Below are 25,492 nucleotides of genomic sequence, written 5' to 3'. Positions count from 1 at the left end.
CCTGACCGGAACCCGCTTCGGATCCCGGTCAGGTGCCTCGGATCAGGAACCGAAGGACAGGAAGGTCTCGCGCATGCGCTGCGGGTCGGCTTTCTGGCCGCTGAAGAGTTCGAATGCGTCGATGGCCTGATTGACCGCCATCCCCGATCCGTCGAGCGTGCGGCAGCCCTTCGCCCTGGCTTCGGCGAGCAGCTGCGTCTCGAGTGGGAAGTACACGACGTCGGCGACCCAGGTCTCCGCCCCGAACACCGAGGTGTCGACAGGGGTACCCGGATACGCCTTCATCCCCACCGGGGTGGCGTTGACGATCCCCTGCGCCGAGGCGGCCGCCCCTTCCAGCTCATCGAGCCCGATCGCGCGCGCCCGAGTTCCGACCGAGGACGTTTCGAGGATGTCCGCGGCGAGTCCTTCGGCACGCTGCACATCGGTGTCGGCGATGATGAGGTCGCCGATTCCGAGTTCCGCAAGGGCGAACCCGACCGCACGGCCGGCTCCGCCCGCACCGATCTGCACGACCGCCTCGGTGGCGGCACCGTCCAGTCCGGCACGGAATCCGGCGGCGAAACCGGTGACATCGGTGTTGTATCCCGTCGTCCGTCCGGCACGGTCGATGACGACGGTGTTGACCGAATTGATGCGCGCGGCCACGAGATCGACCTCATCGAGGAGGCCGATGACCTGCTGCTTGAACGGGTGGGTGATGTTGAGCCCATCGAAACCGAGGCGGATCGCTGCGGTGAGCAGCTCCGTCAGTGTCACCTCGGCGAGGTGGGGGCTGCTGATGTCGATGGTGCGGTAGATCGTGGGGATGGAGTGCGCGGCACCTTCGTTCTCGTGCATCCGCGGGGTGCGGGAGGCGGAGATGCCATCGCCGATGAGGCCGAGGAGGAGGGATGAGGTCATAGTCTCGCTTTCGCGTTCGTGAGGTGGTCGATGAGGATCTCGACCGCGTGGACATAGCCCCTTGCGCCGGCTCCGGCGATGACGGCCGCGGCCACGGGTGAGAGGTAGGAGTGGTGGCGCACGGCTTCCCGCGCATGCGGGTTGCTCAGATGCACCTCGATGATCGGGTGGTCATAGGATTTCAGCGCATCGTGCAGGGCCAGGGAGGTGTGCGTGTACGCTCCGGCGTTGATGATCGCACCGACCGTGGAGCGCCGGGCTGCATGGACGGCATCGATGAGACCACCCTCATGGTTGCTCTGGATGCAGCGAACGTCCAGCCCCGCCTCGGCGGCGGTGTCGGCACACATGGCCTCGATATCGGCCAGCGTAGTGCGACCGTATATCTCCGGTTCGCGCTCCCCGAGGAGGTTGAGGTTGGGTCCGTTGAGGACAAGGATCTCGGGCCGGGGAGTCATTGGGCCAGGTGCAGCTTCGGCAGTGGTTGCGGGCATGGTCACCTCGGGAATCGGGCGGCGATCAAGGCCGCGGTTTCGTTCAGTCGGGGGACGAATTCGATGAGCTCGTCGAGGCTGCGGCGGAAGACCGGAGCGGCGAGCGCGAGCGAGGCCAGCAGTGTGCCGTCGAGGTCGAAGACGGGCACGGCCAGGGCGTTCATGCCGATGTCGTTCTCTTCAGACTGTCCCGCCCAGCCGTCGGCGCGTATCTGTTCGAGACGTGTGCGCATCTGCGCCGGATCGGTGATCGAGTTCGGGGTGCGAGCGACGAGGTCGAGCGCGTCGACGGTGGTGTCAGCCTGTGGCTCATGGGCGAGCAGAGCCTGACCGATCGCCGAGGTATGCAGCGGAGATTCGTCGCCCGGGTCGGTGGTCGTGCGGAACTGCGGGCCGTCGACGGTGAGCACGGTCAGTGCGGCATTGCCGCGGCGGATGGCGAGGATGCTCGATTCGCCGGTGGACTTAGTCAGTTCCTGCAGCAGATCCCTCGTCGCTCCGGACAGTCCCTGCCGGTGCGCGACCTTCTGAGCGAGGCGGAAGACCTCCATCCCGAGAGTGTAGATCTTCGTGCGCGCATCGAAGCTGGCATACCCGGATTCGACGAGCCCGCCGAGGAGGCGATAGGCGGTCGAGAAGGGGTAGCCGGTCGTCTCGGCGGCCTGGGCGGCGCTGATCCCCTCGGGTGATTCGCCGAGGAGTTCGAGCATCTCGAAGGTCTTCGTCACCGAGTTCGAGCCCTTGGGCGGCAAGCTTCGCCTCCTTTCGCTGCTGTGGCAGTTCGGTAGTGCTGGGGCAGGATGTGCAGGTGGTTCGTGAGTCCGGAAAGCAGAATTCCCGCGTTCCACGTTGACAGGCTATGTCATCTCAATCACACTGTAAACCACAATGTAACAACTATTGCCACACTATGGCAATGCAGCATCGGTCCGATGAACGCTCGACAGCGCCGAGGCCGTTGATAAGTCCTGAGAGTGAGAAATGCGAGGAAGCATGAGCAACGCGATCGAGGAAGCTCACCCCACGAAGAAGACACCGCTGCGCGCGGCCCTGTCGAGTTGGACGGGTTCGGCCCTGGAGTACTACGACTTCGCGGTCTACGGGACCGCCGCAGCGCTGGTGCTCAACACTCTGTTCTTCCCCGAGACCACCGCACCGGGGATCGCCATTCTGCTGGCGATGGGTACGGTCGGGGTCGCCTATGTCGTGCGTCCGCTGGGTGCGCTCATCATGGGACCGCTCGGTGACCGCTTCGGTCGCAAGTTCGTCCTCATGCTCACTCTGTTCATGATGGGCGTGTCGACCTTCGTCGTCGGCTGCCTGCCGACCTATGACCAGGTCGGAATGCTCGCTCCGATCCTGCTCGTGCTCTGCCGCATCATCCAGGGCCTGTCGGCTTCGGGTGAACAGGCGAGCGCAATCTCAGTCTCCCTCGAACATTCGGATGAGGAGAAGCGGTCGTGGACGACGAGCTGGACCTTGCACGGCACTCAGGCCGGCACCCTGCTGGCCACAGCCGTGTTCATTCCCTTCACTGCCTTCCTGCCTGACGAAGCACTCTTCAGCTGGGGCTGGCGTGTACCGTTCTGGCTGTCGGCACTGGTCGTGCTCACCGCCTGGCTCATCCGTCGCGGGCTCGAGGAGCCGCCGGCATTCAAGGAGTCGCGGGTTGAGAACCCACCGCTCATGCAGGTCTTCCGGTGGCACAAGGCCGCGGTCGTCCGCGTGGCCGTGTGCGCCATGGTCAACACAGTGAATATGGTCTTCACTGTCTGGTCACTGTCGTTCGCCACGTCGATCGTCGGCCTCGAGCGTTCGACCATGCTGCTCGTCTCGGTCATCGCCAACGGTGTCGCACTCTTCGCGATCCCGGCGGCCGCACTGCTCTCCGACCGATTCGGCCGGAAGCCGGTCTTCATCACCGGTGCCGTCGGATCGGGTCTGATGATGTTCCCGTACCTGGGTGCGGTCTCGGCCGGGAACTGGCCGCTCATCTTCGTCTTCGGCGCCATCATGTCCGGCTGCGCGTACTCGCTGGCCAATTCCATCTGGCCCTCGTTCTACGCCGAGATGTTCCCGACGACGGCACGAGTGACAGGTCTGGCACTGGGCACACAGGTCGGATTCGCGGTCTCCGGCGGTCTGGCTCCGGTCCTCGCTTCCGCCGTCGCCGGCGCCGGAGGAGAGAATTGGGTCTCGGTCGCCGCGTTCACCGCGGGCGTCTGCATCGTCGTCGGCCTGGTCGCCATGACGGCGAAGGAGACAAAGGGACTGAGCCTGGAAGAGATCGATGTCGTCCACGAGGAAAGGTCACGATGAGAACCTCGATTGCCACGGTGTGCCTGTCAGGCACGCTCGAGGAGAAGCTGCAGGCTGCCGCAACGGCAGGATTCGATGGGGTCGAGATCTTCGAGCAGGATCTCGTCGTCTCCCCCAGCTCCCCCGAAGCGACCGCCGCATTGGCCGCAGAGCTCGGACTGAGTCTTGACCTCTATCAGCCCTTCCGTGATTTCGAAGGCGTCGATGAGGAGCAGTTCGCCGCCAATCTGACCCGGGCCGAGGCGAAGTTCCAGCTGATGAGGCGAATGGGCATGACCACGATCCTGCTGTGCTCGAACGTCGCCACCGCAACCATCGACGATGATGCGGTCGTCATCGATCAGCTGCGCCGCCTCGGCGATCTGGCCGAGAGATACGGCATCAATGTCGCCTACGAGGCGTTGGCCTGGGGCCGGTTCGTCTCCCAATACGATCGCGCCTGGGACCTCGTCAAGGCCGCCGACCATCCGCGCATCGGCACCTGCCTCGACAGCTTCCATATCCTCTCCCGCGGCACGGACCTGTCACGCATCGCCGAGATCCCGGGCGAGAAGATCTTCTTCCTCCAGCTCGCCGACGCCCCCGCCCTGTCGATGGACGTGCTCAGCTGGTCCCGTCACCACCGAGTCTTCCCCGGCGAAGGCTCATGGGACCTCACCGACTTCCTCGCTCGCGTCGCCGGGACCGGTTATTCCGGACCGGTGTCGCTCGAAGTCTTCAACGACTCCTTCCGGCAGGCCGACACTAAGCGCACCGCTGTCGACGGGCTGCGCTCCCTGCGGTGGCTCGAGGCCAATGTGTCGGCAGCTCGTGAAGGCAATGCTTCCTCCGCTCGCACGGGACGCGATCGTGTACGGCTGGATCTGCAGCCGCTGCCGCAGGTCGCGCAGCCGCGAGGCATCGACTACGTCGAACTGAACACCGACGACCTGGGCGCGCTCACCCGGCAGATCCATCAGCTCGGCTTCCGGTTCGTCGGCTTCCACCGCACGAAACCACATGTGCAGCTGTGGCGACGCGGTCAGGCTCGAATCGTCGTCACCGAGCCCACCGGACCGGAGAACGCTCCGATCGAGACAACTGATAAATCCACCGTTGCGCTCGCAGTGTCCACTCCGGATGCAGATTCCACTGCGTCCGGTACTTATCTGCGGGGCATCGGATTCGCCGTCGCAGATGCCGATGCCGCAATGAAACGCGCCCTCCTGCTCTCGACGACCGAGGTCCCTCGCGAGCAGGCTCACGACGAGAAGGTGCTGCGTGGTGTCTTCGCGCCCGACGGGTCAGAGGTCTTCTTCGGTGATGGAGATGGTGAGGATCCGCAGTGGACCGACGAGTTCGGCACCGTCCCGGACGATCGGCAATCGGCTATCGACCACATCAACCTCGCTCAGCCGGCCTATCACTACGACGAGGCAGTGCTCTTCTACACCTCCATGCTCGCTCTGACCGCGCTGCCGTCCCAGGATGTCCCAAGCCCCTCCGGCCTTGTGCGCTCCCAAGTGATGTCCAGCGCCGATGGGGCAGTGAGGATGCCGCTCAACGTCTCTCCCGATCACAGCCCCAACGCGTTGAGCCGTGGTGCCGGCTCACCTGCCGCGACTTACCCGGAGCATGTGGCCATCGCCTGCGATGACATCTTCACTGCGGCGACAACTGCGGTCGCGCGAGGCTTGAAGTTCCTGGCAGTGCCGCAGAACTACTATGAGGACCTTGCCGCACGCTTCGACCTCGCACCGGAGCTGCTGGATCGGCTGCGTGAGCACAACATCCTCTACGACCGTGATGACGAGGGCGAGTTCCTCCATTTCTACACGTCGACGATCGGCTCGATCTTCTTCGAGATGGTCGAACGCCGTACCGGCTATCGCGGCTTCGGCGCTCCGAACGCACCGGTACGGCTGGCGGCCCAGCATCGGCGCAATACGGAGAGCTGAAACGGTCAGAAAGGCGCGGCGCTCCCGCGTGGATCGACGTATTCCATACCAGACCAGTCGCTCTAGCTGATCGCCGAACCTTCGAAGCCGAAGGACGACTCCCACGACTCATCGTCGACGTCCTCGCCTGCCTCGAGCTCGAGGCCGTACGGCCAAGGGCACATCTCGCGTCGAGGATTCGGCCGAAGCCGACGGCGCGAGATCTGCCAGACAATTCGCCGGATCTCGTGCTCCTCAACACCGAGGAAGTCGGCGGCAGCGCCGATCAGTTCAAGCACATACTCGTCCGTGGCTATGGGGTACCACCCGACAATCTGATTGAAATAGCCCTTCACCCGGTAGTCGATATCGAAATGAGGCGAGCCTGCGATCATGAGCAGATTGCGCCATGAGAATCCCGATCTCTGACTGGGAAGTGCTCTCCAGGCCTTTGCCACCACATTGGCATGTGGCCCGATACACGGTTCTTCTCTGACCGCTGCGAGCAGGTGCTCAACGGTGTCGATACCGTGATCGGCCATCACTCGAGTGGCGCGGTCGACCACCTCGGCCCTGAGCATGGCGCCCGGCTGCACGTTGGCGGGCTTGACGTTGCAGATCACCTCTCGCGCCCACACCTCGGGCCCGCCGGCCTCTGCGATCGAATACCGCAGTGATTTCGCCCCATCGGATTCACCGTGCCGTTCGATATAGCGATTGGTGACGTTGTCGACCGCCGTCGGGTGCGAACCCGTCGAGTAGAGCGCGTCGAGAATGCACAGAGCGAGACTGCCCGGATAGCTGATTGATCGCGGCTCCCCTCGGTCGTCCAGGAACTCTTCACAGCTCCACGCCAATTCTCTGATGCTGCTGGTCGTGATCTCCATTGTTCTGACCTTCCGTCATGCATCGCACCATGCAATGCGGCGCCCCTGACTCCACTGTCGGAGGCATGATGAAACACTATCCGAAGGCACTGACATACCTTGATCGGAGCAGAATAGAACGAATCATTCATATGAGATCGCGAGAGGCGCATTTCTTTGGACGGCGTCGTGCCACGTACCGTCTCACCAGGGGAAACCGCCACCCTCGTAAGAGTCCCTCTGCCTTGGCACGCCTGACGGGCTCTGGCAAGGTGGAGCCATGAGCACAGAAGAGATCATCATCGACGGCCCCCTGGCACGCGCAACGCGGATCCTCTGCCAGGTCTCGGCCAAGCACGTGGCAGACAAAGCTGAGATCGACAAGTCCGAACTCAAGGACTACGAAAAGGGGACAGCGGACCTGACCGCCGAGCAGGAGCGTCGACTCATCCTCGCCCTCGAACAGTACGGCGCACGGTTCATTCCCGACGGCAAGGATGGCGGCTACGGCATCCGCCTGAAGTTCAGCCGCGCAAAGGTCCGCGCCATCGAACGCTGGGAAGACGAAGGCGGCACCCCCGGCGCCGACGACGTCTGAGCTCCTCGACGAAGACAGCTCTGCGCCGGGGTCTTTTGGGCGCAGGCATGCTCAGTGACGACCAGGCTCCCGGAGCAGCAAAAGGCTGTGGCCTCGAATCCGCGTTGAGCGGATACGAGGCCACAGTTGCATCCGTTGACCCCGAGGAACCACCTCGGCGCCGAAAATGCCGCCGGCGACGAGCGCCGGGAAACATCAGCGGAGAACGTCAGTTCTTGCCGATGAACTCGAGGTTGTCGACGACACGATTGGAGAAGCCCCACTCGTTGTCATACCAGGCAACGACCTTGACGTGGTTGCCGACGACGCGGGTGAGCGCGGAGTCGAAGATCGACGAAGCAGGCTGACCGACGATATCGGAGGAGACGACGGGCTCGGCCTCATAGTCGAGGATGCCCTTGAGCTCGCCCTCGGCGGCCTTCTTGTAGGCGTCGAGCACCTCGTCGCGGGTGACCTCGCGGGAGACGGTCGTGTTGATCTCGACGATCGATCCGACCGGGACGGGCACGCGGATTGCATCGCCGGACAGCTTGCCGTCGAGTTGCGGGAGGACGAGGCCGATGGCTTTGGCCGCCCCTGTCGAGGTGGGGATCATGTTCTCGGCGGCGGCACGGGCACGGCGGGGGTCCTTGTGCGGGCCGTCCTGGACCATCTGGTCACCGGTGTAGGCGTGGACGGTGGTCATGAAGCCCTGCTCGATTCCGGCGAGGTCGTCAAGGACCTTGGCCAGCGGGGCCAGGGCGTTCGTCGTGCAGGAGGCGTTGGATATGACGGTGTGCTCGGGCTTGTACGCCTCGTTGTTCACTCCGTAGGCGAGGGTGACGTCGGCACCCTTCGAGGGAGCGGAGACGAGGACCTTCTTCGCGCCGGCGGTGATGTGGGCGCTGGCCTTTTCGGCCTTGGTGAAGCGGCCGGTCGATTCGAGCGCGATGTCGATGTCGAGCTCGCCCCAGGGCAGTTTGGCCGGATCCTTCTCGGCGAAGACCTCGATGGCCTTGCCGTCGATGACGATCTCATCATCCGTGGCCTCGACGTCATGGTTGAAGCGCCCGAGGGTGGTGTCGAACTTCAGCAGCCGAGCCAGATCGTCCACGGGGCCCAGGTCGTTGATGGCCACGACCTCGAGCTCGCTGCCGCGCTCGATCAGCGCGCGCAGGGTGCTGCGTCCGATGCGACCGAAACCGTTGATGGCGATGCGGGTCAATGTCACTCCTTGTAGATGTTGAACACGGGATTCGTCTTGATATCTCCATCATGGGCGATTTCCACAAACGTCAACAGTGGCCAGGCAGACAATCTACGCAAGGTTCTCGCCAGTCGTATTGCCAAAGGTCGAAAGTTTCTGGCCACCTTTGTCTTCGTGTGATCCGGTTCCCTGAAATGTGCCGAATAATGCGCCAGCTCGGCCCGGAAGTTTCAGATCCTCGCCCTGGCGAGCGCCCGCTTTCAGCCCTGGAAAGAGTGACGGTAGTCGTTCGGGGAGGTCGAGAGGATGCGCTGAAAGTGCATCCGCAGATTCGCACCCGTTCCGAGTCCCACCTGGTCAGCGATCTGTTCGATGCCCAGGTCGGAGTTCTCCAAGAGTTCCCGGGCGACATCGACTCGAGCTCTGAGCACCCACTGCATGGGCGTGTAGCCGGTGTCTTCGACGAAGCGGCGGGAGAAGGTGCGCACGGAGACTCCGGCATTGGCGGCGAGATCCCGCAGGGTGATCTTCTCGCCGATGTGCTGAAGCGCCCATTCGCGGGTGTCGGCGAAGTCGTCGCCGAGCGGGTCAGGCACGCTGCGCGGCACGTACTGCGCCTGGCCGGCGCTGCGATAGGCGGCGGCGACGAGTCGCCGGGCGACCTGGTTGGACAGTCCGACGCCGTGATCGCTGCGGATGAGGTGGAGGCACAGATCGATCGCCGAGGCTGCTCCGGCGGAGGTCAGCAGCTGCCCTTCGTCGATGAAGAGGACGTTTTCGTCGACCTTGATCGAGGGGAACCGTCGGGCGAGCTCCTTCGCCGTCGACCAGTGCGTGGTGGCGCGTCGTCCGACGAGCAGTCCGGTGCGCGCAAGGACGAAGGTGCCGGTGGAGATGGCAGCGATCCGCGCGCCGCGTTCGAATGCCGAGAGGAGCGCTCCGATGACCGAGGCCGGTGGTTCTTCTGCCACCGCCGAGGTGGCACCCGGCAGGATGATCGTGTCCGCGGTCTCCAGGGCGTGAAGTCCCTGGTCGACGGAATAGTCGAGCCCGTCCGAGCCGGTCACCTTTCCTGCGGTGATGCCACAGACCTCTACTTCATAGGGCCAGCTGCCTGCGGGCACGGTCGTCGGCCGTCCGCCGGGCACAGCGGAAGCCGCCTCACCGCTCGGATTCGGCTGGGGGCGTGGGGCCGCCTCGGTGCGGGTGCGGTCTGTGGCTGCGTTCGACTCCCGGCCGAAGACCTGGATGGGGACGCCGAGATCCATGGCAGACACCCCGTCCAGTGCCAGCACGAGGATGCGGTGCGGGCGGGAACGGGGTGTCCTACGCGGAAGGGTGCGGGGCTCGTCACTCATGATCGCCTCTCAGTCTAGGCAATCGGGACTCGCCCCGGGGGCGAACTCAATGCTCGTGGACCCCGGTGAGCTTGAAGCCCAGACGACCGTGGGCATATGCTCCACCTGCGCGGAGAGCCGAGGCAGTCCAGGCAGTCTCTGCCAGTTCGGTCTCCGTGGCGCCGGCCTTGACGGCGGCATTCGAATGCGCATCGATGCAGTAGGCACACTGGGTGGTCAAACCGACGGCGTAGGCGATGAGCTCACGGTATTTCAGCGGGATCTCACGACCTTCGGAAGCGAAGACAGCATTGTTGAACTCGCCGAAGGCCTTGAGGATGTCGGGAGTGGTTTCCTTGTAGGCCCTGTCGTACTTGCGGTCGGTCTCGCGGTCGAAGAAGTCGGTCATGGTCATATCTCCTGTGATCGGTGTCATTCCGATCTTCACGCTACCGAGTCCCCGCATCAATCGCTACGGAATTGTCACCTAAGAGTCGGATCGACAAGTACACAGCTGCGCCGGACGGGACTGCGGCCGGCGTTTCTCCTGTGGGTGGATCCGTTTCGAGTATCCGCGCTGTTTCGCGGTGGATCCGCCCGCAGGAGACACGCGAACCGCTCGATCTCAGTAGAGAGTGTTCTGGCCGATGAGAGGGGCAGCCTGCGCTCCCGGCAGAGGCGGTTCCTGAGGTGCGGCTGCGGCAGGCGCGGCCTCAGGAGGCGCAATCGCTGCTTCGTTCAGCGCAGGCACGGGCGCTGCAGATACAGGGTCTGCAGCTGCTGGGGCTGCCGGAGTCGGGTCGGCGGGAGCAGCTGCGCTCGGCACTGCAGACGAGGTGCCCGGTGCAGCGTTCCGGGGAGCCGACTCGGTGGGTGCAGGGTCTGCAGGCGTCTGACCAGCGGTCGGGACCGCCTCGGCGATGGCTTCGAACATGGCCAGGGCGCCGTGCTGGGCCGCGAGGCTCACCGGTTCCGGGTCGCTCGACAGCTTGACTCCGACGGTCTGCGTGGCGCGGTCGATGTAGAGCATCTGGCCGTGGATGCCGATGCCGATAACGACGTTGCGGTCGGCCGAGGGCATCCAGAACTGGCTGCGATACTTTCCGCCCGGGTAGGAGCGTCCGGACGGGGACGCGGCGAAGACCTTAGCGGAGTCCTCAGCACCGGTGAAGATGTCGTCGACCCATTCCGCCGAAAGCACGCGTTCGCCGTTGTCCGTGGTGCCGCCTCGGGCGATCATTTCACCGAAGCGGGCGAGGTCGCGCAGGGTGGCACTGATGGCACCGTCGGCGATCGATCCGCCCCACCGGTCCTGGCAGACTTGGGCTGCGTGGGCGGCGCCGATGCGCGACCACACGTATTCGCTGGCGACGATGGAGAACGGCTGGCCGGTGACCGCCTCGGCGATCCAGGCGAGCACGTCGGTTTCGCAACTGCGGTAGACGAAGGCAGAGCCGTGTTCGCGGTCGCTGGTCAGCCCGGTGAGAAAGTTCTTGATCCCCTTCGCCGAGGCGGCCGATCGGGGCGCGAAATCGACCGCTTCGAACAGTGCTCGGATCTCGGAGTCCTCCTCGAGGTACTCCTCGGAGAACTTGATTCCCGAACGCATGTCGAGCAGGTCGCGAATGGTGGCTCCCGCATATCCGCTCTCAGCCAGTGCAGGCACATGCGTGGTGACGAGGTCGGTGGGGCGCAGCAGTCCGGCGTCGGCGAGCGCACCGATGACGGTGGCGACGATGGACTTGCTCACGGAGAAGAGCATGTGCTGGCGGGCGGGCTTCATCGGCCAGGCGTATTCCTCGGCCAGCGCCACTCCGTTCCGGGTGACGAGCCAGGCGTCGGTGTGGGTGTCGGCGAGGACGTCGCCGACGGTGGTCCAGTCCTCGTCGGCGGCCGGCCATTTCTCGCGGTCGATGGTCAAGGATCGGAAGTCGTTGTCTTCGGTGACGTATTCGCGCACCGGCCCGATGCCGCGCGGGATGCCGCCGGTCGGGAAGATCTCCTGCATCCGGGTGAGCGCAAAGGCGAAGAACTCCGGCCATTTCCAGGTGTCGAGGTCGATGCTTTCGAGAACCGCTTCCGAAGGGTCGACGATGGCGTCTTCACTCGCCGAGGTGAGTTCCCCGACGTGGGGAAGGGTGATGTCCAACGCCGAGACGTCCGCATCGTCGTCTCCGGGCTGCGCGACTGCGAGACCTTGGGAGACCGGGGGCTGCTGGGAGTCCGCGTCCGCGGATCGACCGGGAGCCGCCTCGGTGGCGGTGTCTGCGGATGTGCTGATGCCCTTGGTATTGCCGGACAGAGCACCGATGCGGCGGTTCGGCGGGGTCACCGGGCGGGGCGGAAACGTCTCGTCTTCGCCTGCCATGTCACCTCCGCTGTCTCGACCTGGACTGCGCTGCGCATGCGCGCGGCCGTCCCGATGTGCAGGGAACAGACTACCGGTATGAGGTGAAACTCCGTAGTCGAGACGAGTCGATTCGGGCGTTGCGGCGCTCTCCGTCCCGAGAGCCTGCGCCTCTCACCTGGTGTGACGATACGGCCGATTACCTATCAGTTATTCATCTGACAGTCGGACAGGACGTCGGTGCGGCCGGTTCGGTTCCGGACCTACCGACGCCCACCCCGGACCACAACGGTGGCCAGGTAGTTCATTTGTCGACCACTGCCCACATCGTCGTCGACTTCTCGCCGGCGACGAGGACTGTGCTGAAGCCCGAGGTCAGCTGATCGTACTCGTCGGCCTTGTGCTCATCGACAAGTCGGCCGGTATCCGTATCGTAGAAGCTCGTCTTCTTGTTGTCGGTGAGCACGACGAGTCCGACGTCTGGCAGTACTCCTTGGCCACCCCATGGTGTGGTCGACCTGTACTTTCCGGTGTTCCAGGCCGTCTTCCCGGTCGCCGCATCGATGGCGACCGCCCCTCCATCTGGACCCGGTGCAAGGACGGCGGCCTTCCCGCTGCTGTCGAATGGAACGGTCTTGGGCGAACCCGTGTAGAGCAGCGTATCGACCGCCATCTCGGGTGCATCCGCGAACCATCCTTCCGGCGACCCGTCCGACCCCTGATACTTGACCGCTGAAGCAAACAGCTGCGCCTGCAGACATGCAGGCTGACCTTCAGGCGTATAGGTGAGGTCGGTTGAGCACACCGGATCGGTTGTGTCCTCCATCTTCGCTCCGTCGAATTGGTCGTCGGAGTCCAATGTCGGTCCGTCGGATTCCTTGAGCCCTGCCGGAACGGTCAGCTCAGCCACTCTGCTGAACGCCTGGCTCATCGGGTCATCGGGGTCCTCGGCTCCGAAGAGGTAGGTCAGCGTAGTCTCATCGCTTGTCGGGAAGACGTCGAAGTGCTCGACTCCGGTGTCGTCGATCGATCGAGCCGCGGTGATGGGAACGGTGACCTGGTGACCTGAATCCAACGAGATCCGGGTGACCATGGAGTCTTCCCCGGACTTCCATGACATGACAGCACTCTTCCGGTCCGGCGCGAGGCGAATCAGAGAGCCGCCGAAGGTCCGGCCGTCATCATCGATCGACAGCGACGGCCAAGCTTCGGCACCTGTCGATGGGTCAAGGGCGAACATCACCGCATTGCCGGCTTCCGAGGTGGGAGCGCAGTCCCCGTCCATTCGCATGCCGCTGTATTCGAGCAGAAGCAGATCGTCCTCGCGAAGGCGATTTCCGAGACCTGTCGACCGGGAGCCGAATCCCGTCTGCTCATGACACGCATCGTCGGGGCCGGGAATGTCGAATGACCAGGCTTCTTCGCCGTCTTCCCAGGTGTAGGCGGTGACCGTTCCCGAGTAGTCGTTGACGATCACCAGGTCTCCCGCGGAATAGGCTTCTGAGCCTCCGCCTTCGTCATTGACGTAGGCGTCGATGCTCCACAGCTCTTTGCCTGCGGGGTCGATCGCCCGCAGCTTCTCTTCGACCCAGTCGGTGACGAGCGCATGCCCGGCACCATCGTCGACGGTCAGCGTGGCGTAGTAGTCGAGTTCGACCGGGTCGGCCAGGGTCGGAGCCGTCGACGGGGAGGGCGCATCAGCGGGCTTCTCGGAGCCGTCGCTGCAGCCGCTCAGCACGACCAAACCGGCGACCATAACCGCCGCCCCACATCCGCTTCATGACGCGTTTCTCCTGCTCATACCCCGATTCATAGCTTGATCATATGCGGCGGCAATCGTATTGGCACTTCGGGTGTGGTGAGTGGCCCATCGGTCACTCATCGAGAACTGTGAATCGCCTCGGCGTGCAATGACTGCGAGAACTGAGACGTCAATCCCGATTCCCTGTTCAACCTGATGAAGACAGAAGTATGAAGATTCTCGCGCACTCTTTCACCGCGGCCCCCACGGATGATCTCTCTGCTGCTGCCTCCTCCCACTTAGCGGGCGGGCGCAATGTCTATTGGCGGCCCGATCCACAGACTGCATAACTAGGAGTCAACGACCGCGCCTGCGTGATAGTCGAAGAGGATCCGGCTGAACGGGCACTTGGGCCAGGTCCGGTGCTGCTGGTCGATGATGTGACGAAGATCGGCTTGGACGACGCCTCCTCGTGGGCTATTTCGCCGATAGAGGTGCGGGTCGGCAACTATGCCGCGTTAGACCGGAAGGGAATCATCGTCCGCTATCTTGATCTTTCAATGCTTGAGGTCAGCATTCCGAGAGCATGGTTCGGACACTCACACGACGCAGCCGATCGCCAGAGAGCAAATAGCCATGGGAATTGATCCGGACATCACGGCCGTTCAGACCGCCGGTTTTACGTTGCAGGTGTACGTGCCGACCGGTGACACCGCCGAAGTGCGATCGTTCTACAGTTCCCTGTTCGGTCGCGAACCGGAGTTCGAGCCGCACGACGATTTCTTCGAGTGGGCACCGATCGCCGGGCAAGAATGCTGGTTTCAGGTGTCAGGGAAAAATCAAGCATCCCCATTGCTCAACAGAGTCCGCTTTCGAGTACAAGATCTGGGCGAGGCGTTGTCGTTTCTCGACTCCTTTGAGATAGAGCACTCCGAGCCGCCGCAGCTGCCTGGTGTAGTCGCCTTTGTCGACTTCGCCGACCACTGGGGCAACAGCTCGGCTACTACCAGGACCTGGTGCCAAGTAGGCAACAGCAGGAATACCGAGGCACCTCGGTCAACGATGAAGCGCAGTTCACTCGGTTCACGAACGAGTAGTTGAGATCAGCAGGTCCAGCCAGCGCGCGAATATAGGTCACCATCGGATACTTTATTCGCTCAGAAGTATCCGATGGTGACCTATATTCGGCTTCAAACATCCGATAGCGACCTAAACTCGGCGGAGGCCGCCAGAAGCGAGGCCTCTACGCCACCGACTGGTCCTCGGCGACGATCCAGATCGGCTGGGATTCCCCGGGCGGGAAATGGTCGGCGAGGACGTCGAGTCCCTGCGCCGATTCGGACTGGACCCTGAACTTCTCGGTCTGGTCGAGACCGATCGAGGACCCGATGAAGCCGGTGGCCATGACACCGAGGATGACGATTCCGGCGCCGAGGTGGAGGCCCGGTTTGCGCACCACCCGTGATGGGCACCATGAGCAGCGCGGCCTGTTTGTCGCCGCTGAGGATCGGTCCCGTGACGGTCTCGGAGGATTCGTCGCCGACGGAATCGCCGAGCGAGCCGCCGAGCTCCTTCAGCTGCGCCTGATCGTCGGCGGAGAGTTCGGATCCGTCCTCGTTCGAGGCCACGACCATGACGGACTGCTTGTCCGCCTCGGGGAACTTGTCGAGGGTCTTCTGTGCTTGAGTCGATTCGGAGTCGGCCGGAGCGGTTTCGTTGGGCCGGTCCTCCCCTGCCCCGGACAGGAGTCCGAAGAGCAGAGCGACGAGGACGACGATTCCGCAGAGTACGAGCCACGAACCGCGCTTCGATGTCAGCGTGTGTGCGGTTTTCGCCAGTGGTGAGTTCATGACTCCAGTCCATCAATCTAAGGAGTCACACACATCGCCTGTGAGTTCGGATTCGATCTGCAACTTTCGATGGAGAAAAATCGCTGAGCTGGGGCGATAGTTCTTCTGAGGGTGGGGGTTCCGCGGAGGGTCGGCGACTCAGACGAGCTCAGCGCCCGCCTTCTCGACCTCCGCTAGGGCGGCCCTGCTCGACTCGTCTCCGACGCCCGCGACGAGGTCGGTGAGCACGCGAACGCTCAGCCCCACGCTCAGCGCGTCGAGGGCGGAAGCGCGTACGCAATGGTCGGTGGCGATGCCGACGACGTCCACCTCGGTGATGGTGAGATCGCCCAGAAGCTCGCCGAGGCGGCTCCCCATGTCCGTGATCCCTTGGAAAGCCGAATAGTCGGGTTTGCCTTGTCCCTTGCGGACCTCGTGGGTGATGGCCTCGGTGTCGAGGAACGGATCGAAAGCCGCACCGTCGGTGTCTGCGACGCAGTGGACGGGCCAGGAATCGACGAAGTCCGGGGAGTCGCTGAAGTGGCCGCCGTTGTCATTGTCGGCATCGTGCCAGTCGCGGGAAGCGATGACGGCATTGTAGTCTCCGGCATGGGCGGAGAGGTGAGCGCTGATGCCTTCGGCGACGGCATCACCGCCGGTCACGCCGAGCGCGCCGCCTTCGGTGAAGTCATTCTGGACATCGACGATGAGGAGTGCCTTGGCCATGCCTTGAGCATAGGCGTTTCTGCGCGGAATTCCAGGGGTGCGGCGGATGGGGACGGAAATCCAGGGGTGTGGCGGACCGGAGGGTAGAGCGATTCGTGTCGGCGCGGCTCAGCCGGTGGGCTTGTCGGCGAACCAGTAGAACTGGGAGAACTGCTGCGAGCGCCCCAGCCCCAGATCGCCCTTGGCGAAGCGACGGACCTCTTTGACCATGCTCCTCTCCCCCGCCGCCCAGACGTACAGTCCGGCGCTATCGAGGTCGAGTCCGCGCAGGTGATCGGCCACGGATCGATCCGTGCGATGCTGCGGGGCCGCCTCGGCGCTCACACCCTGACTCACCCAATGCCACGTCGCGTTGGGGTGCTCCGACCGCGGGAGCCCTGTCACTTCGGCCGGGTCGGCGGTGATCGCCACGGTGATGGCAATGTCGGCGGGGACGGCTTCGCACCAGGAATTGATGGCTGGGAGCGCGGTGAGGTCCCCCACCAGGAGGAGGTGGGAGGTGTCGTCAGGCAGGTCGAGACGGGCCGGGGTGAGGGCGGCTTCGATGGTGTCACCTGGTCGGACATGCGCCGCCCAGCGGGCCGCGGGACCGATCGCGGTGGTGGATTCCGCCTCGATCGGACCTACCGAGGCTGCCGACCCCGACTGGCCCGCAGAAACTGCCGGTTCCGCCGGAATTGCCTGGTTTGCCGGGTCCGCCGGATCGGCGTCGCCGAGGTCACCATGGAGGACGAAGTCGAGGCTGAACGTCCCGGCCTCAAGATCGATGGCCGAGAACGTGTAGCCGCGCTGACTCAGGTGGCCTTCACCCTTCTCCGGGTGCGGGAACCACAGCCGGGTCCACAGCGTCGGGAAGACCTCATCGAGCTGGGCCAGCAGTTCGGGACCGGAGAAGTGGATCCGGCGGTAAGTCGGGGTGAAGTCGGTGACCCCGGTGACGATCACTTCGTGATTCGTGATGCGCATCAGCCGCATCACGCCGCGCTGCCAGTTGACCATTCGCTCCACCCCTCGTTCGCAAGTCTTTGCTTAGCCTACCCTAAGCAAACAGCGACGGGTGTGTGAGTGAGCGGATCAGCCCCATCGGAACTGGTGCATCAGTGGAGTCGATCAGACCCAACCTCGGGCTTCGAAGATGCGGTGGTAGATCTCGCGGACTACGGCCTGCTTGCGGGCGTTGTAGCCCATGACCGTCTCCCCGACCGCGTTTGCTTCCGCGGCCGAGGTGCGCTTCACCGACTCGTAGGCCTCGCGCTCGTCCGCACGCTCTCGCAGCCGATCTCGGAAGAGCCGCATCCGTGCCACTTCCGCGCACCGGGGTCCGAAGACGTGGAGATTGCATCCAGGCTGCCCGGGGTCCGGGTCGCGTCGTTTGAACATCCGATGCTCGTACCAAGCGGGCTCGCGGAGGGTGAGACCGAATCCCGCTTCGGCGAGTGCGGGGACATAGTCATCTTCGGCCGTAGGGTCGGCGACGACGAGGGCGATGTCGATGATCGGTTTCGCGGGCAATCCCGGCACCGAGGTGGACCCGACGTGGTCGATGCCGACGAACGCACCGCTCGGGCTCAGTGCCCGACGGATCCGGTGGGCCGCCTCGGCGAAATGATCGATCCAGGCGGGGTCGTGGTCGACGATGGTGATCACGGTCGGCGGCGTGGTCGGTCGTGTCCAGAGATCGGGATCCTTGACGTCATTGAAGGTGATGATGTCAGCGACCGCGGCTGACATCGGATCGACGGACACACCGCCTGCGGCCTCCTGCGCGGAGGCATCACCGGCGGACAGGTGCGTCATGCCTCAGGCCTGTTTGAGGGCGTGCTTCTCAGCCTTCTTCGCGGCCTTCTTTGCAGCCTTGGCGGCCGCCTTATCGATGGCCTTCTGGTTCTCACCGGCGCCGATAAGGAGCAGAAGTCCCCCGAGCGCGGCGAGGTTCTTCGAGAACTGGGTCTGGTGAGCCTTTGCCTCTCCGCCTTCCATCGCCCAGAAGGAGTGTCCGGCGAGCGTGGTCGGGATGAGGGACCCGGCGAGTGCGAGTGCCGAGAGGCGTGGCTTGATTCCCAGCAGCAGGGTGGTGCCGGCGAGGATCTGAACGCCGCCGTTGATACGCACGAGCAGCTCGTTGTCGTCGGGCAGCCCGGGCACGTATTCGCGGATGGCGTCAAGGGTCGACTCGGCCATCGTTGCTTTGCCTGCCGGATCAGTGATAGCCGAGTATCCGCCGCTGATGAAGATCGGTGCGGTGAATACGCGTCCGGCGGTCTGCAGCAGCGAAGGTCCGAAGGTCATATGAGGCTCCTGTGGGTTTGGGATTCCGGTTGATCGGGTTTTGAGCCTAGCCGACGCCGGGGCCGAGCCTCAAGATTCGCGGCCGGCCTTCTCCTTGATGCCCAGCTCCGGCTGCTTGCGGAACTGGCCGGTGACGATGAGCACTGCGATGACGATTGCTGAGACGGTCCAGCCTGGGACTCCGAGGAACGCGGCAAGCGCCGGATCCGGAGTCGGCGCACCTGCGTCGACGAACAGGCTCAGCAACATGGCCCCGCAGCCGTTGAGTGCGGCATGGGCGAATACGGCCGGCCACACGGATCCGGTGCGCAGGCGCAGCCAGCCGAAGAGGATGCCGACCATGATGCAGCCGCCGACCATGAAACCCACACCGGCGATGTCGGGGCGGCCGAAGTTGTAGCCGAGCAGGATGAGCGGTGAGTGCCACAGCCCCCAGACGACGCCGATGATGAGCAGTGCGGGCCATGTGCCCAGGGGACGCAGACTGGTGAGCAGCCATCCTCGCCAGCCGAATTCCTCGCCGATCGTGACACCGACATTGGCCACCGAGCTGACGAACATGAGCAGCAGGTAGATGGCGATGGCGGCGGCAGTCGGCAATGAGTCCGTGCCGGGAATCGATTCCAGCTGCGCCTTGAACCCGGACAGCCCGTCGAGGTCGAGGGCGAGCCATCCGAAGGCTGCGCTGACCAGATAGCCGAGGACGACGAGCACCATGATCCCGAAGAAGGCGGCGATGGTCATCCCGATGACTCGGCCGAAGCTGCGCAGCGGCCAGAAGCCGAAGTAGCGCGGAGCACTGGCCAGGACCTCTCCCCTGGCGCGGGCGCGGCGGCGCTGGATGATGGAGGCAATGGTGCTCGCGATGAGCGGAGTGAACATCATGGCGCTGCCGCAGGCCAGAAGCAGGGCGGGATCGCCGATCCCCTTCTCGGAGAACCACAGCGGCAGGCATGCAATCCATGCGAGGCCGAAGGCGATGAGAGCGAAGATGCCGATCTCGAGCCATGGGACCCGGGCGGGCACGACGGCGAGAGGTCGCCCTTTCGCGTCGACATCCTCGGTGGGGGTGTGCGATCCGTCCATCGCCGAGGCGGCCGGACCGGGCATGGATTCCGTCGTTCCGGGCGGGTGGGGTTGGATAGCGGGCTGAGGTGATGGCTCGGTCGGTCCGGTCGCCTCGGCGAATCCGGATTGACTGTGCGTCTGCGTGTTCACGGTTCCTCCTCGTTCCTGCACGGGATGCCGATTCGGCGGCGATCCGTGCCTGTGATTCCACGCTATGGCTCGCCGTCGTCGGGTACCTCCGCCGCGAGGATGAAATCGCGCTCAGCCGCCCGGACGAGAACGCTTCCGCAGGTGAGAATCGGAGATACGATGCGAACAGCACAGAATCAACGACGATTCGAATGAAGGAACAACACCATGTCCGAACATCTCCCGGATGCCCACCACCCCGCGGGCGTTCACCACTCCACCGGCAACCGGGCCGGCGACCACCTCTCCGATTCCGACCATCTGGCCGTCCTCGGCTACGAAGACTCCTTCGAGCGGTCGATGAGTCCGTGGGCGAACTTCGCCCTCGGCTTCACCTACCTCTCCCCGCTCGTCGGTGTGTATTCGCTGCTGGCAGTGGCGCTCTCAACCGGTGGTCCGCCCTCTATCTGGTGGATCGTCATCGTCGCCTGCGGGCAGCTGCTCGTCGCCCTCGTCTTCGGCGAAGTCGTCTCCCAGTTCCCCATCGCCGGTGGAATCTACCCATGGGCCAGGCGGCTGTGGAGCAAGCGGTATGCGTGGATGGCCGCATGGATCTACATCTGCGCACTCATCGTCACGATCACCTCGGTGGCGGAGTTCGGTGCCGGATTCCTGGCGAGCCTCTTCGGCCTCGAACTCAGCCGCAACTCCACACTGTTCCTCGGCCTGGCGCTGCTCGTTCTCGCCTTAGCTATCAACTTCTCGGGCACGAAATGGCTGGCCCGCATCGCGCGCATCGGCCTCTTCGCCGAACTCATCGGCGTCATCGGACTCGGCCTGTTCCTGCTCATCTTCGAACGCAAGCACAGCTTCACCGTCTTCTTCGACACCATGGGCACCGCCGGCGACGGCAGCTACCTGCCCGTCTTCATGGGAGCCGCAGTCGCCGGGCTCTTCCTCTTCTACGGATTCGAAGCATGCGGTGACGTCGCCGAGGAAGTGTCGAATCCGGCTCGCGGCATCCCGAAGGCAATGCTCATGACGATCCTCGTCGGAGCAGTCTCGGCCCTGTTCTCCTTCGGCGGGTACGTGCTCGCGGCACCGAATCTCGACGAGATCGTCTCCGGTGAGGTCGCCGACCCGATTCCCGCGATCCTCGAGGGCAGCCTCGGTGCGGTGGGGGCGAAGATCTTCCTCGTCGTCGCTGTCCTCGCGTTCATCTCCTGCGTGCTCAGCCTGCAGGCCGCCGCGTCGAGGCTGATCTTCAGCTTCGCCCGCGACGGGATGATGCCCGGGCACCGGTGGCTGTCGAAAGTCACCGACGGGACGAAGATTCCGCACAATGCGCTCATCGTCGCCTGCACGGCACCCGCACTGATCTGCGTGCTCATCTGGTTCAACGACGGAATCCTCGTCGCCGTGACCTCGTTCGCGATCCTCGGCATCTACCTCGCATTCCAGATGGTCGTCCTCGGTGCCCTGCGGCAGAGGGTGAAGGGGTGGAAGCCGGCGGGGCCGTGGTCGCTGGGCGGCTGGGGCATCGTCGTCAACATCGCGGCCCTGGCCTACGGCGTCTTCGCGATGGTTCTGCTGTCGCTGCCGGGAGACTCCGGGTCGTTCTTCGCCGACTGGATCGTGCTCATCGGGCTGGTCGTCGTGCTGGTCGCCGGCTTCATCTACCTGTTCACGGCACGCCCCGACCGAAAGTCCGACGCTCCCGAAGGTGACGCCATCGCCGTCGCCGAGGCGATCCGCACCCACCGCGCCAAGCTGTAACTCACGCGGGGGCGCCCGCTTCCCCGAATAGTGGTCACAAACGGACACTGTCCTCGAATTCGGGTCACCATCGGATACTTTCTGGCTCGAGAAATGTCCGTTGGTGACCTATTCTCTGGCCCGGAAGTCCGATGGTGACCACTATTTCGCGCACACCCTTTTCCGCCCTGACTGCGCGCCTGGCGGAGTCCACTCGCACACTCACTCCTGTGCAGAGTTTCATTCGAGTCGTCGCCGGGACACCCGAAGCTTCTCCTGGGCGCGCTGACATCGCCTAAGGTCACCCCCAGATCCGCCCTCGACCGGTTGTGGACAAATGACCTGACTCAGGCACATACGGCCTGTGGATGCAGAGCGGTTGCCCACAGTCACCTCAGGCAGGTCTTCCCACACGCTGAGTCCAAGTAGACGATTTGTGCATGAAGCACCCTCTGAACTATGCCGACTATCCAGCCATCGTCTCGGTCTCCGAAGCACGTGCACGCGGCGCCTCCGACTACGACATCCGCTCCGGTCGTAACTTTCCACCAGCTGCCTGGGGAATCCGCTTCGACGGCACCGACCCCACTGAGTTTCCGATTCCGACTTGGGCAGATGATGACTGGATCAAAGATGCTCAGATGTTACTCGCCCTTGCCCACAGACACCCCGGGGTCGTTGCATGCAGCGAAACTGCTGTGCGTCTGTTCGGGTGGCCGTTGCCGCGTTCCAACGGCAAAGTCAGTCTGCATCTGGCAACGTCGGACATCAACAAACGCATCCGCAGAAGAGGCGTGACGCTGCATCGGATGAGAACGCTCAGACGAACCGATTTTCTGGGCCTGCCAGTTCAGAGTCCGATGCAGGTCTTCAGTCAACTTGCCTCCGTCTGCACGGTGGAGTCGCTGGTGAAGATCGGAGATGCGGCGATCGGCGATTGGAAGAGCCCGCCCCAATTCTCATTGGAAGACCTGGACAAGCACATCTCCGGAACGAAACATCTCAGGGCAAGATCGAAGCTGCTTTCCGCCTTCGAACTGATCAGAGAAGATGTCGACTCGCCGATGGAGACTGATCTCCGACTCTGGGCTGTTTCCCGGGACCTTCCTGAACCCGTCGTCCACCCTGCTGTGTACTGCCCGACGATCGATCGGACACTGCATCCCGACCTCGGCTACCCGAAAGTGAAACTCGCATTGGAGTACGAGGGAGACCATCACAGGACATCAGAGGGACAGTGGGCCGCTGATATCGACCGAGTCAACGCACTGAAAGCCGCCGGCTGGACGGTATTGCGAGTAACGAAATCGACCAATCGCCGTCAACTTGAACGCGACATCCGCCGACACCTTGGGCTCCAGTGAGAAATGTAGGTCACCATCGGACAGTTCTGGCGCCGGAAAGTATCCGATGCTGACCTATATTCAGGCGCAAATGTCCGATTGCGACCTACTGTTTCGCGAGATGCCAGCCTCGTGGGCAGACGCAGCGGGCGGAGGCGAAAGGACACAAGCAAACTGGGAGGAGGGGCAGGCCAGTGAGTCCGCGCCTCAGACCCCGAATTCGGGGGCGAAGGCCAGGGCGCCCGCAGGCACCTCGCCGGCCAGCGGCATCGCCATAAGTGCGTCATCGGGGACGTCGACATGCAGGTTGATGCCGAAGCCTGAGGCCGGGGTGAACCCGAAGCGCGGATAGTACTCGGCGTGACCGAGGACGACGGCGAAGGCCTCACCTCTGCGGGCCGCCTCGGCGAGGAGTGCCTCAATCACCGCGGTGCCGGCGCCGGTGCGCTGGTGGTCCGGCCATACGGAACAGGGCGCAAGGCAGGCTCCGGAAACCTCGCCGACGAAGCACCGGGAGAGCATGGCGTGGGCGATGACCTCACCGTCGAGGACGCCGACGAACGACAGACCGTCGATCCTATTGCCGGATGCACGAAGAGCATCGACGAGTTCCGCCTCGTCGACCTGACCGAAGGCGGACGCGGTCAGCTGGTGGATTACTTCGATGTCACCGGGCGTCTCGGGGCGGACGGTGAACTGAGGTGCGGGAGGATTCGTCACCCACTCACGATAGCAATCGGCGGGGCAGCCTCGGCGAGGATTGGGAACGACACTGAGGGCCGGGGCAGCCTCGGCGAGGCTTGGGAACGACACTGAGGGCCGGGACTGTGGGACCGCCTCCGTCCGTAGTGGCGAAGAGTCTGTTTTCGCGTGCCGAATCGGACCTTTCGCCACTATCTACTCCACCAGCCCACTACCTCATTCACATAAAAATACATTCCTATGCATAACAATTCGACAATCGACGGAGACTCACGTTACGCTGGTGACATGTCGAAAGTACTGTCTTCGCTCCCAGTCGGTGAGCACGTTGGAATCGCCTTCTCCGGCGGACTGGACACCTCCTGCGCGGTCGCGTGGATGCGCCACAAGGGCGCCATCCCGTGCACGTACACGGCCGACATCGGCCAGTACGACGAGCCCGACCTGGAGTCGGTGACCGATCGCGCCAAGGAATACGGTGCCGAGATCGCTCGCTTCGTCGACGCCAAGCGCCTGCTCGTCGAGGAGGGCTTCGTCGCTCTGCAGTGCGGTGCGTTCAACGTCCGCTCCGGTGGCAAGACCTACTTCAACACCACTCCCCTCGGCCGCGCCGTCACCGGGACCATGCTGGTCCGCGCGATGAAGGAGGACGGCGTCGACATCTGGGGCGACGGCTCGACCTACAAGGGCAACGACATCGAGCGCTTCTACCGGTACGGCCTCATGGCCAACCCGAAGCTGCGCATCTACAAGCCCTGGCTCGACTCGGAGTTCGTCGACGAGCTCGGCGGCCGACAGGAGATGAGCGAATGGCTCGTCGAACACGGCTACCCCTACCGCGACTCGGCTGAGAAGGCCTACTCGACGGATGCGAACATCTGGGGCGCCACCCACGAGGCGAAGACCCTGGAGTTCCTCGACGCCGGACTCGATATCGTCGAGCCGATCATGGGCGTCGCCGCCTGGCGCGATGACGTCGAGGTCAAGTCGGAAGAGGTCTCGGTCCGCTTCGAGGCTGGCCGCCCAGTCGCCATCAACGGCGAAGTCTTCGACGATCCCGTTGCCCTGGTCTTCAAGGCCAACGAGATCGGCGGTCGCCACGGACTCGGTGTCTCCGACCAGATCGAGAATCGCATCATCGAGGCGAAGTCCCGCGGCATCTACGAGGCCCCGGGCATGGCACTGCTGCATGTGACCTACGAACGCCTGCTCAACGCCATCCACAACGAGGACACCATCGCCCTCTACCACGAAGAGGGCCGTCGCCTCGGTCGCCGGATGTATGAGGGACGCTGGCTCGACCCGCAGTCGCTCATGCTGCGCGAATCCATGCAGCGGTGGGTCGCCTCGGCGATCACCGGCGAGGTCACCCTGCGACTGCGCCGCGGCGACGACTACACGATCGTCAACACCGAGGGCCCGAACCTGTCCTACCACCCGGAGAAGCTGTCGATGGAGCGTGTGGGCGACTCCGCCTTCGGCCCCGAGGACCGCATCGGCCAGATGACAATGCGCAATCTCGACATCGCCGATTCGCGTGCCCGCCTCGAGCAGTACGCGGCCATGGGCATCGTGTCCGGTCCGACCTCGGAGCTCGTGGGCTCGCTGGAGGCCGGCGGCGCCGAGGAGATCGCGAACTCCAACGCCGAGGTGGACGAGGCCAGCGACCTCGCCAACCTCTCCTCGGCCTTCGACGCCGGCACGGACTGAGGTCCTGACCGGACGTAGGGCCCGGAAGGACTGAAGTCACCCCGAACCGAAGGCCCCGAAACTTCCGGAGACACCGCACAGCATGAGACTCGCGGCCTCCGGCTGAGAGCAGAGAACGACCGGCGGGCGCACTCCCCGATCATCGCGATCAAAGGAGTCCGCCTGCCGGCCGTTTCGCATTCACCGCGATTTGCAGTGCCTGTACCCGCAGGTCGCAGGGCCGTGGAAAGATCA

Annotated in this window: 25 protein-coding genes; 9 read left to right on the top strand and 16 right to left on the bottom strand. The window is 64.0% G+C overall.

What is annotated here, in order from left to right; translation table 11 throughout:
* Positions 1–42: 42 nt before the first annotated feature.
* The 3 genes from D3I60_RS03400 to D3I60_RS03390 are packed head-to-tail and all read right to left on the bottom strand — an operon-like array spanning position 43 to position 2,149.
* On the bottom strand, positions 43–903 hold the full coding sequence (locus tag D3I60_RS03400) for a shikimate dehydrogenase (RefSeq protein WP_262774744.1): 861 nt from the start codon (positions 901–903) through the stop codon (positions 43–45).
* The gene (aroQ, locus tag D3I60_RS03395; RefSeq protein ID WP_262774743.1) at positions 900–1,397 is read right to left on the bottom strand and encodes a type II 3-dehydroquinate dehydratase; all 498 of its coding nucleotides are present in this window, start codon (positions 1,395–1,397) and stop codon (positions 900–902) included. The genes D3I60_RS03400 and aroQ overlap by 4 nt, the downstream gene beginning before the upstream one ends.
* Before the next feature lie 2 nt (positions 1,398–1,399).
* Positions 1,400–2,149: an IclR family transcriptional regulator gene (locus D3I60_RS03390; RefSeq protein WP_262774742.1), complete on the bottom strand. Its 750-nt coding sequence runs from the start codon at positions 2,147–2,149 to the stop codon at positions 1,400–1,402.
* 241 nt (positions 2,150–2,390) lie between these two features.
* Between D3I60_RS03390 and D3I60_RS03385 the strand changes: the two genes are divergently transcribed.
* The gene (locus D3I60_RS03385; RefSeq protein WP_262774741.1) at positions 2,391–3,716 is read left to right on the top strand and encodes an MFS transporter; all 1,326 of its coding nucleotides are present in this window, start codon (positions 2,391–2,393) and stop codon (positions 3,714–3,716) included.
* Positions 3,713–5,653, top strand: a complete 1,941-nt coding sequence (locus tag D3I60_RS03380; RefSeq protein WP_262774740.1) for a bifunctional sugar phosphate isomerase/epimerase/4-hydroxyphenylpyruvate dioxygenase family protein — start codon at positions 3,713–3,715, stop codon at positions 5,651–5,653. Before D3I60_RS03385 ends, D3I60_RS03380 begins: the two co-directional genes overlap by 4 nt.
* A 62-nt stretch (positions 5,654–5,715) precedes the next feature.
* Here D3I60_RS03380 and D3I60_RS03375 read toward each other — a convergent pair whose 3' ends face one another.
* Entirely contained in the window at positions 5,716–6,519 is an 804-nt protein-coding gene (locus D3I60_RS03375; protein WP_262774739.1) for a hypothetical protein, read from the bottom strand.
* A 259-nt stretch (positions 6,520–6,778) separates the two neighbouring features.
* Between D3I60_RS03375 and D3I60_RS03370 the strand changes: the two genes are divergently transcribed.
* Entirely contained in the window at positions 6,779–7,096 is a 318-nt protein-coding gene (locus D3I60_RS03370; protein ID WP_262774738.1) for an XRE family transcriptional regulator, read from the top strand.
* Between the two features lie 208 nt (positions 7,097–7,304).
* On the opposite strand, the gene gap is transcribed toward D3I60_RS03370, so the two are convergent.
* From gap to D3I60_RS03345, 5 genes are all read right to left on the bottom strand, one after another.
* Entirely contained in the window at positions 7,305–8,300 is a 996-nt protein-coding gene (gap, locus tag D3I60_RS03365) for a type I glyceraldehyde-3-phosphate dehydrogenase (RefSeq protein ID WP_262774737.1), read from the bottom strand.
* A 242-nt stretch (positions 8,301–8,542) separates the two neighbouring features.
* The gene (locus D3I60_RS03360) at positions 8,543–9,640 is read right to left on the bottom strand and encodes a GlxA family transcriptional regulator (protein ID WP_262774736.1); all 1,098 of its coding nucleotides are present in this window, start codon (positions 9,638–9,640) and stop codon (positions 8,543–8,545) included.
* Between the two features lie 46 nt (positions 9,641–9,686).
* Positions 9,687–10,034, bottom strand: coding sequence for a carboxymuconolactone decarboxylase family protein (locus tag D3I60_RS03355; RefSeq protein ID WP_262774735.1), 348 nt, complete (start codon positions 10,032–10,034; stop codon positions 9,687–9,689).
* Positions 10,035–10,244: 210 nt separating this feature from the next.
* Positions 10,245–11,987: a serine hydrolase domain-containing protein gene (locus D3I60_RS03350; RefSeq protein ID WP_262774734.1), complete on the bottom strand. Its 1,743-nt coding sequence runs from the start codon at positions 11,985–11,987 to the stop codon at positions 10,245–10,247.
* 283 nt (positions 11,988–12,270) lie between these two features.
* Complete coding sequence (locus tag D3I60_RS03345) at positions 12,271–13,722, bottom strand: outer membrane protein assembly factor BamB family protein (protein WP_262774733.1); 1,452 nt, start codon at positions 13,720–13,722, stop codon at positions 12,271–12,273.
* A 407-nt stretch (positions 13,723–14,129) separates the two neighbouring features.
* On the opposite strand from D3I60_RS03345, the gene D3I60_RS03340 reads away from it, so the two are divergent.
* Positions 14,130–14,354, top strand: coding sequence for a hypothetical protein (locus D3I60_RS03340; protein ID WP_262774732.1), 225 nt, complete (start codon positions 14,130–14,132; stop codon positions 14,352–14,354).
* Positions 14,344–14,808: a hypothetical protein gene (locus tag D3I60_RS03335; protein WP_262774731.1), complete on the top strand. Its 465-nt coding sequence runs from the start codon at positions 14,344–14,346 to the stop codon at positions 14,806–14,808. The genes D3I60_RS03340 and D3I60_RS03335 overlap by 11 nt, the downstream gene beginning before the upstream one ends.
* A 142-nt stretch (positions 14,809–14,950) precedes the next feature.
* Here the strand turns inward: D3I60_RS03335 and D3I60_RS03330 are convergent, their stop codons facing one another.
* Entirely contained in the window at positions 14,951–15,166 is a 216-nt protein-coding gene (locus D3I60_RS03330) for a hypothetical protein (protein ID WP_262774730.1), read from the bottom strand.
* Here D3I60_RS03330 and D3I60_RS03325 point away from each other — a divergent pair.
* Positions 15,156–15,551: a hypothetical protein gene (locus tag D3I60_RS03325; protein WP_262774729.1), complete on the top strand. Its 396-nt coding sequence runs from the start codon at positions 15,156–15,158 to the stop codon at positions 15,549–15,551. The two genes, D3I60_RS03330 and D3I60_RS03325, sit on opposite strands and share 11 nt — an antisense overlap.
* A gap of 144 nt (positions 15,552–15,695) precedes the next feature.
* On the opposite strand, the gene D3I60_RS03320 is transcribed toward D3I60_RS03325, so the two are convergent.
* The 5 genes from D3I60_RS03320 to D3I60_RS03300 form a co-directional block, all read right to left on the bottom strand.
* A complete protein-coding gene (locus D3I60_RS03320; protein ID WP_262774728.1) occupies positions 15,696–16,262 on the bottom strand; it encodes an isochorismatase family protein in 567 nt (188 codons plus the stop codon).
* Positions 16,263–16,370: 108 nt separating this feature from the next.
* Positions 16,371–17,261 (bottom strand): siderophore-interacting protein, encoded by an 891-nt coding sequence (locus D3I60_RS03315; RefSeq protein ID WP_262774727.1) that lies wholly within the window; start codon positions 17,259–17,261, stop codon positions 16,371–16,373.
* A gap of 111 nt (positions 17,262–17,372) precedes the next feature.
* Positions 17,373–18,059, bottom strand: a complete 687-nt coding sequence (locus tag D3I60_RS03310) for a GrpB family protein (protein ID WP_262774726.1) — start codon at positions 18,057–18,059, stop codon at positions 17,373–17,375.
* Positions 18,060–18,062: 3 nt separating this feature from the next.
* Positions 18,063–18,551, bottom strand: a complete 489-nt coding sequence (locus D3I60_RS03305; RefSeq protein ID WP_262774725.1) for a DoxX family protein — start codon at positions 18,549–18,551, stop codon at positions 18,063–18,065.
* Positions 18,552–18,620: 69 nt separating this feature from the next.
* Positions 18,621–19,769 carry a CPBP family intramembrane glutamic endopeptidase gene (locus D3I60_RS03300; protein WP_262774724.1) on the bottom strand — a complete coding sequence of 383 codons (1,149 nt, stop codon included), beginning with the start codon at positions 19,767–19,769 and terminating at the stop codon, positions 18,621–18,623.
* A gap of 207 nt (positions 19,770–19,976) precedes the next feature.
* Between D3I60_RS03300 and D3I60_RS03295 the strand changes: the two genes are divergently transcribed.
* Positions 19,977–21,524, top strand: a complete 1,548-nt coding sequence (locus tag D3I60_RS03295) for an APC family permease (RefSeq protein ID WP_262774723.1) — start codon at positions 19,977–19,979, stop codon at positions 21,522–21,524.
* A 419-nt stretch (positions 21,525–21,943) separates the two neighbouring features.
* On the top strand, positions 21,944–22,867 hold the full coding sequence (locus D3I60_RS03290; RefSeq protein WP_262774722.1) for a hypothetical protein: 924 nt from the start codon (positions 21,944–21,946) through the stop codon (positions 22,865–22,867).
* Between the two features lie 186 nt (positions 22,868–23,053).
* Here the strand turns inward: D3I60_RS03290 and D3I60_RS03285 are convergent, their stop codons facing one another.
* On the bottom strand, positions 23,054–23,566 hold the full coding sequence (locus tag D3I60_RS03285; protein ID WP_262774721.1) for a GNAT family N-acetyltransferase: 513 nt from the start codon (positions 23,564–23,566) through the stop codon (positions 23,054–23,056).
* A 270-nt stretch (positions 23,567–23,836) separates the two neighbouring features.
* Here D3I60_RS03285 and argG point away from each other — a divergent pair, with 270 nt between their 5' ends.
* The gene (gene argG, locus D3I60_RS03280; protein ID WP_139467983.1) at positions 23,837–25,258 is read left to right on the top strand and encodes an argininosuccinate synthase; all 1,422 of its coding nucleotides are present in this window, start codon (positions 23,837–23,839) and stop codon (positions 25,256–25,258) included.
* The last annotated feature ends 234 nt before the right edge of the window (positions 25,259–25,492 follow it).

The organism is Brevibacterium permense (assembly GCF_025506275.1).
GTDB classification, from domain to species: Bacteria; Actinomycetota; Actinomycetes; order Actinomycetales; family Brevibacteriaceae; genus Brevibacterium; species Brevibacterium permense_A.
Note: the sequence above shows the minus strand (reverse complement) of the source record. Positions and strands in the feature narration are given on the sequence as shown.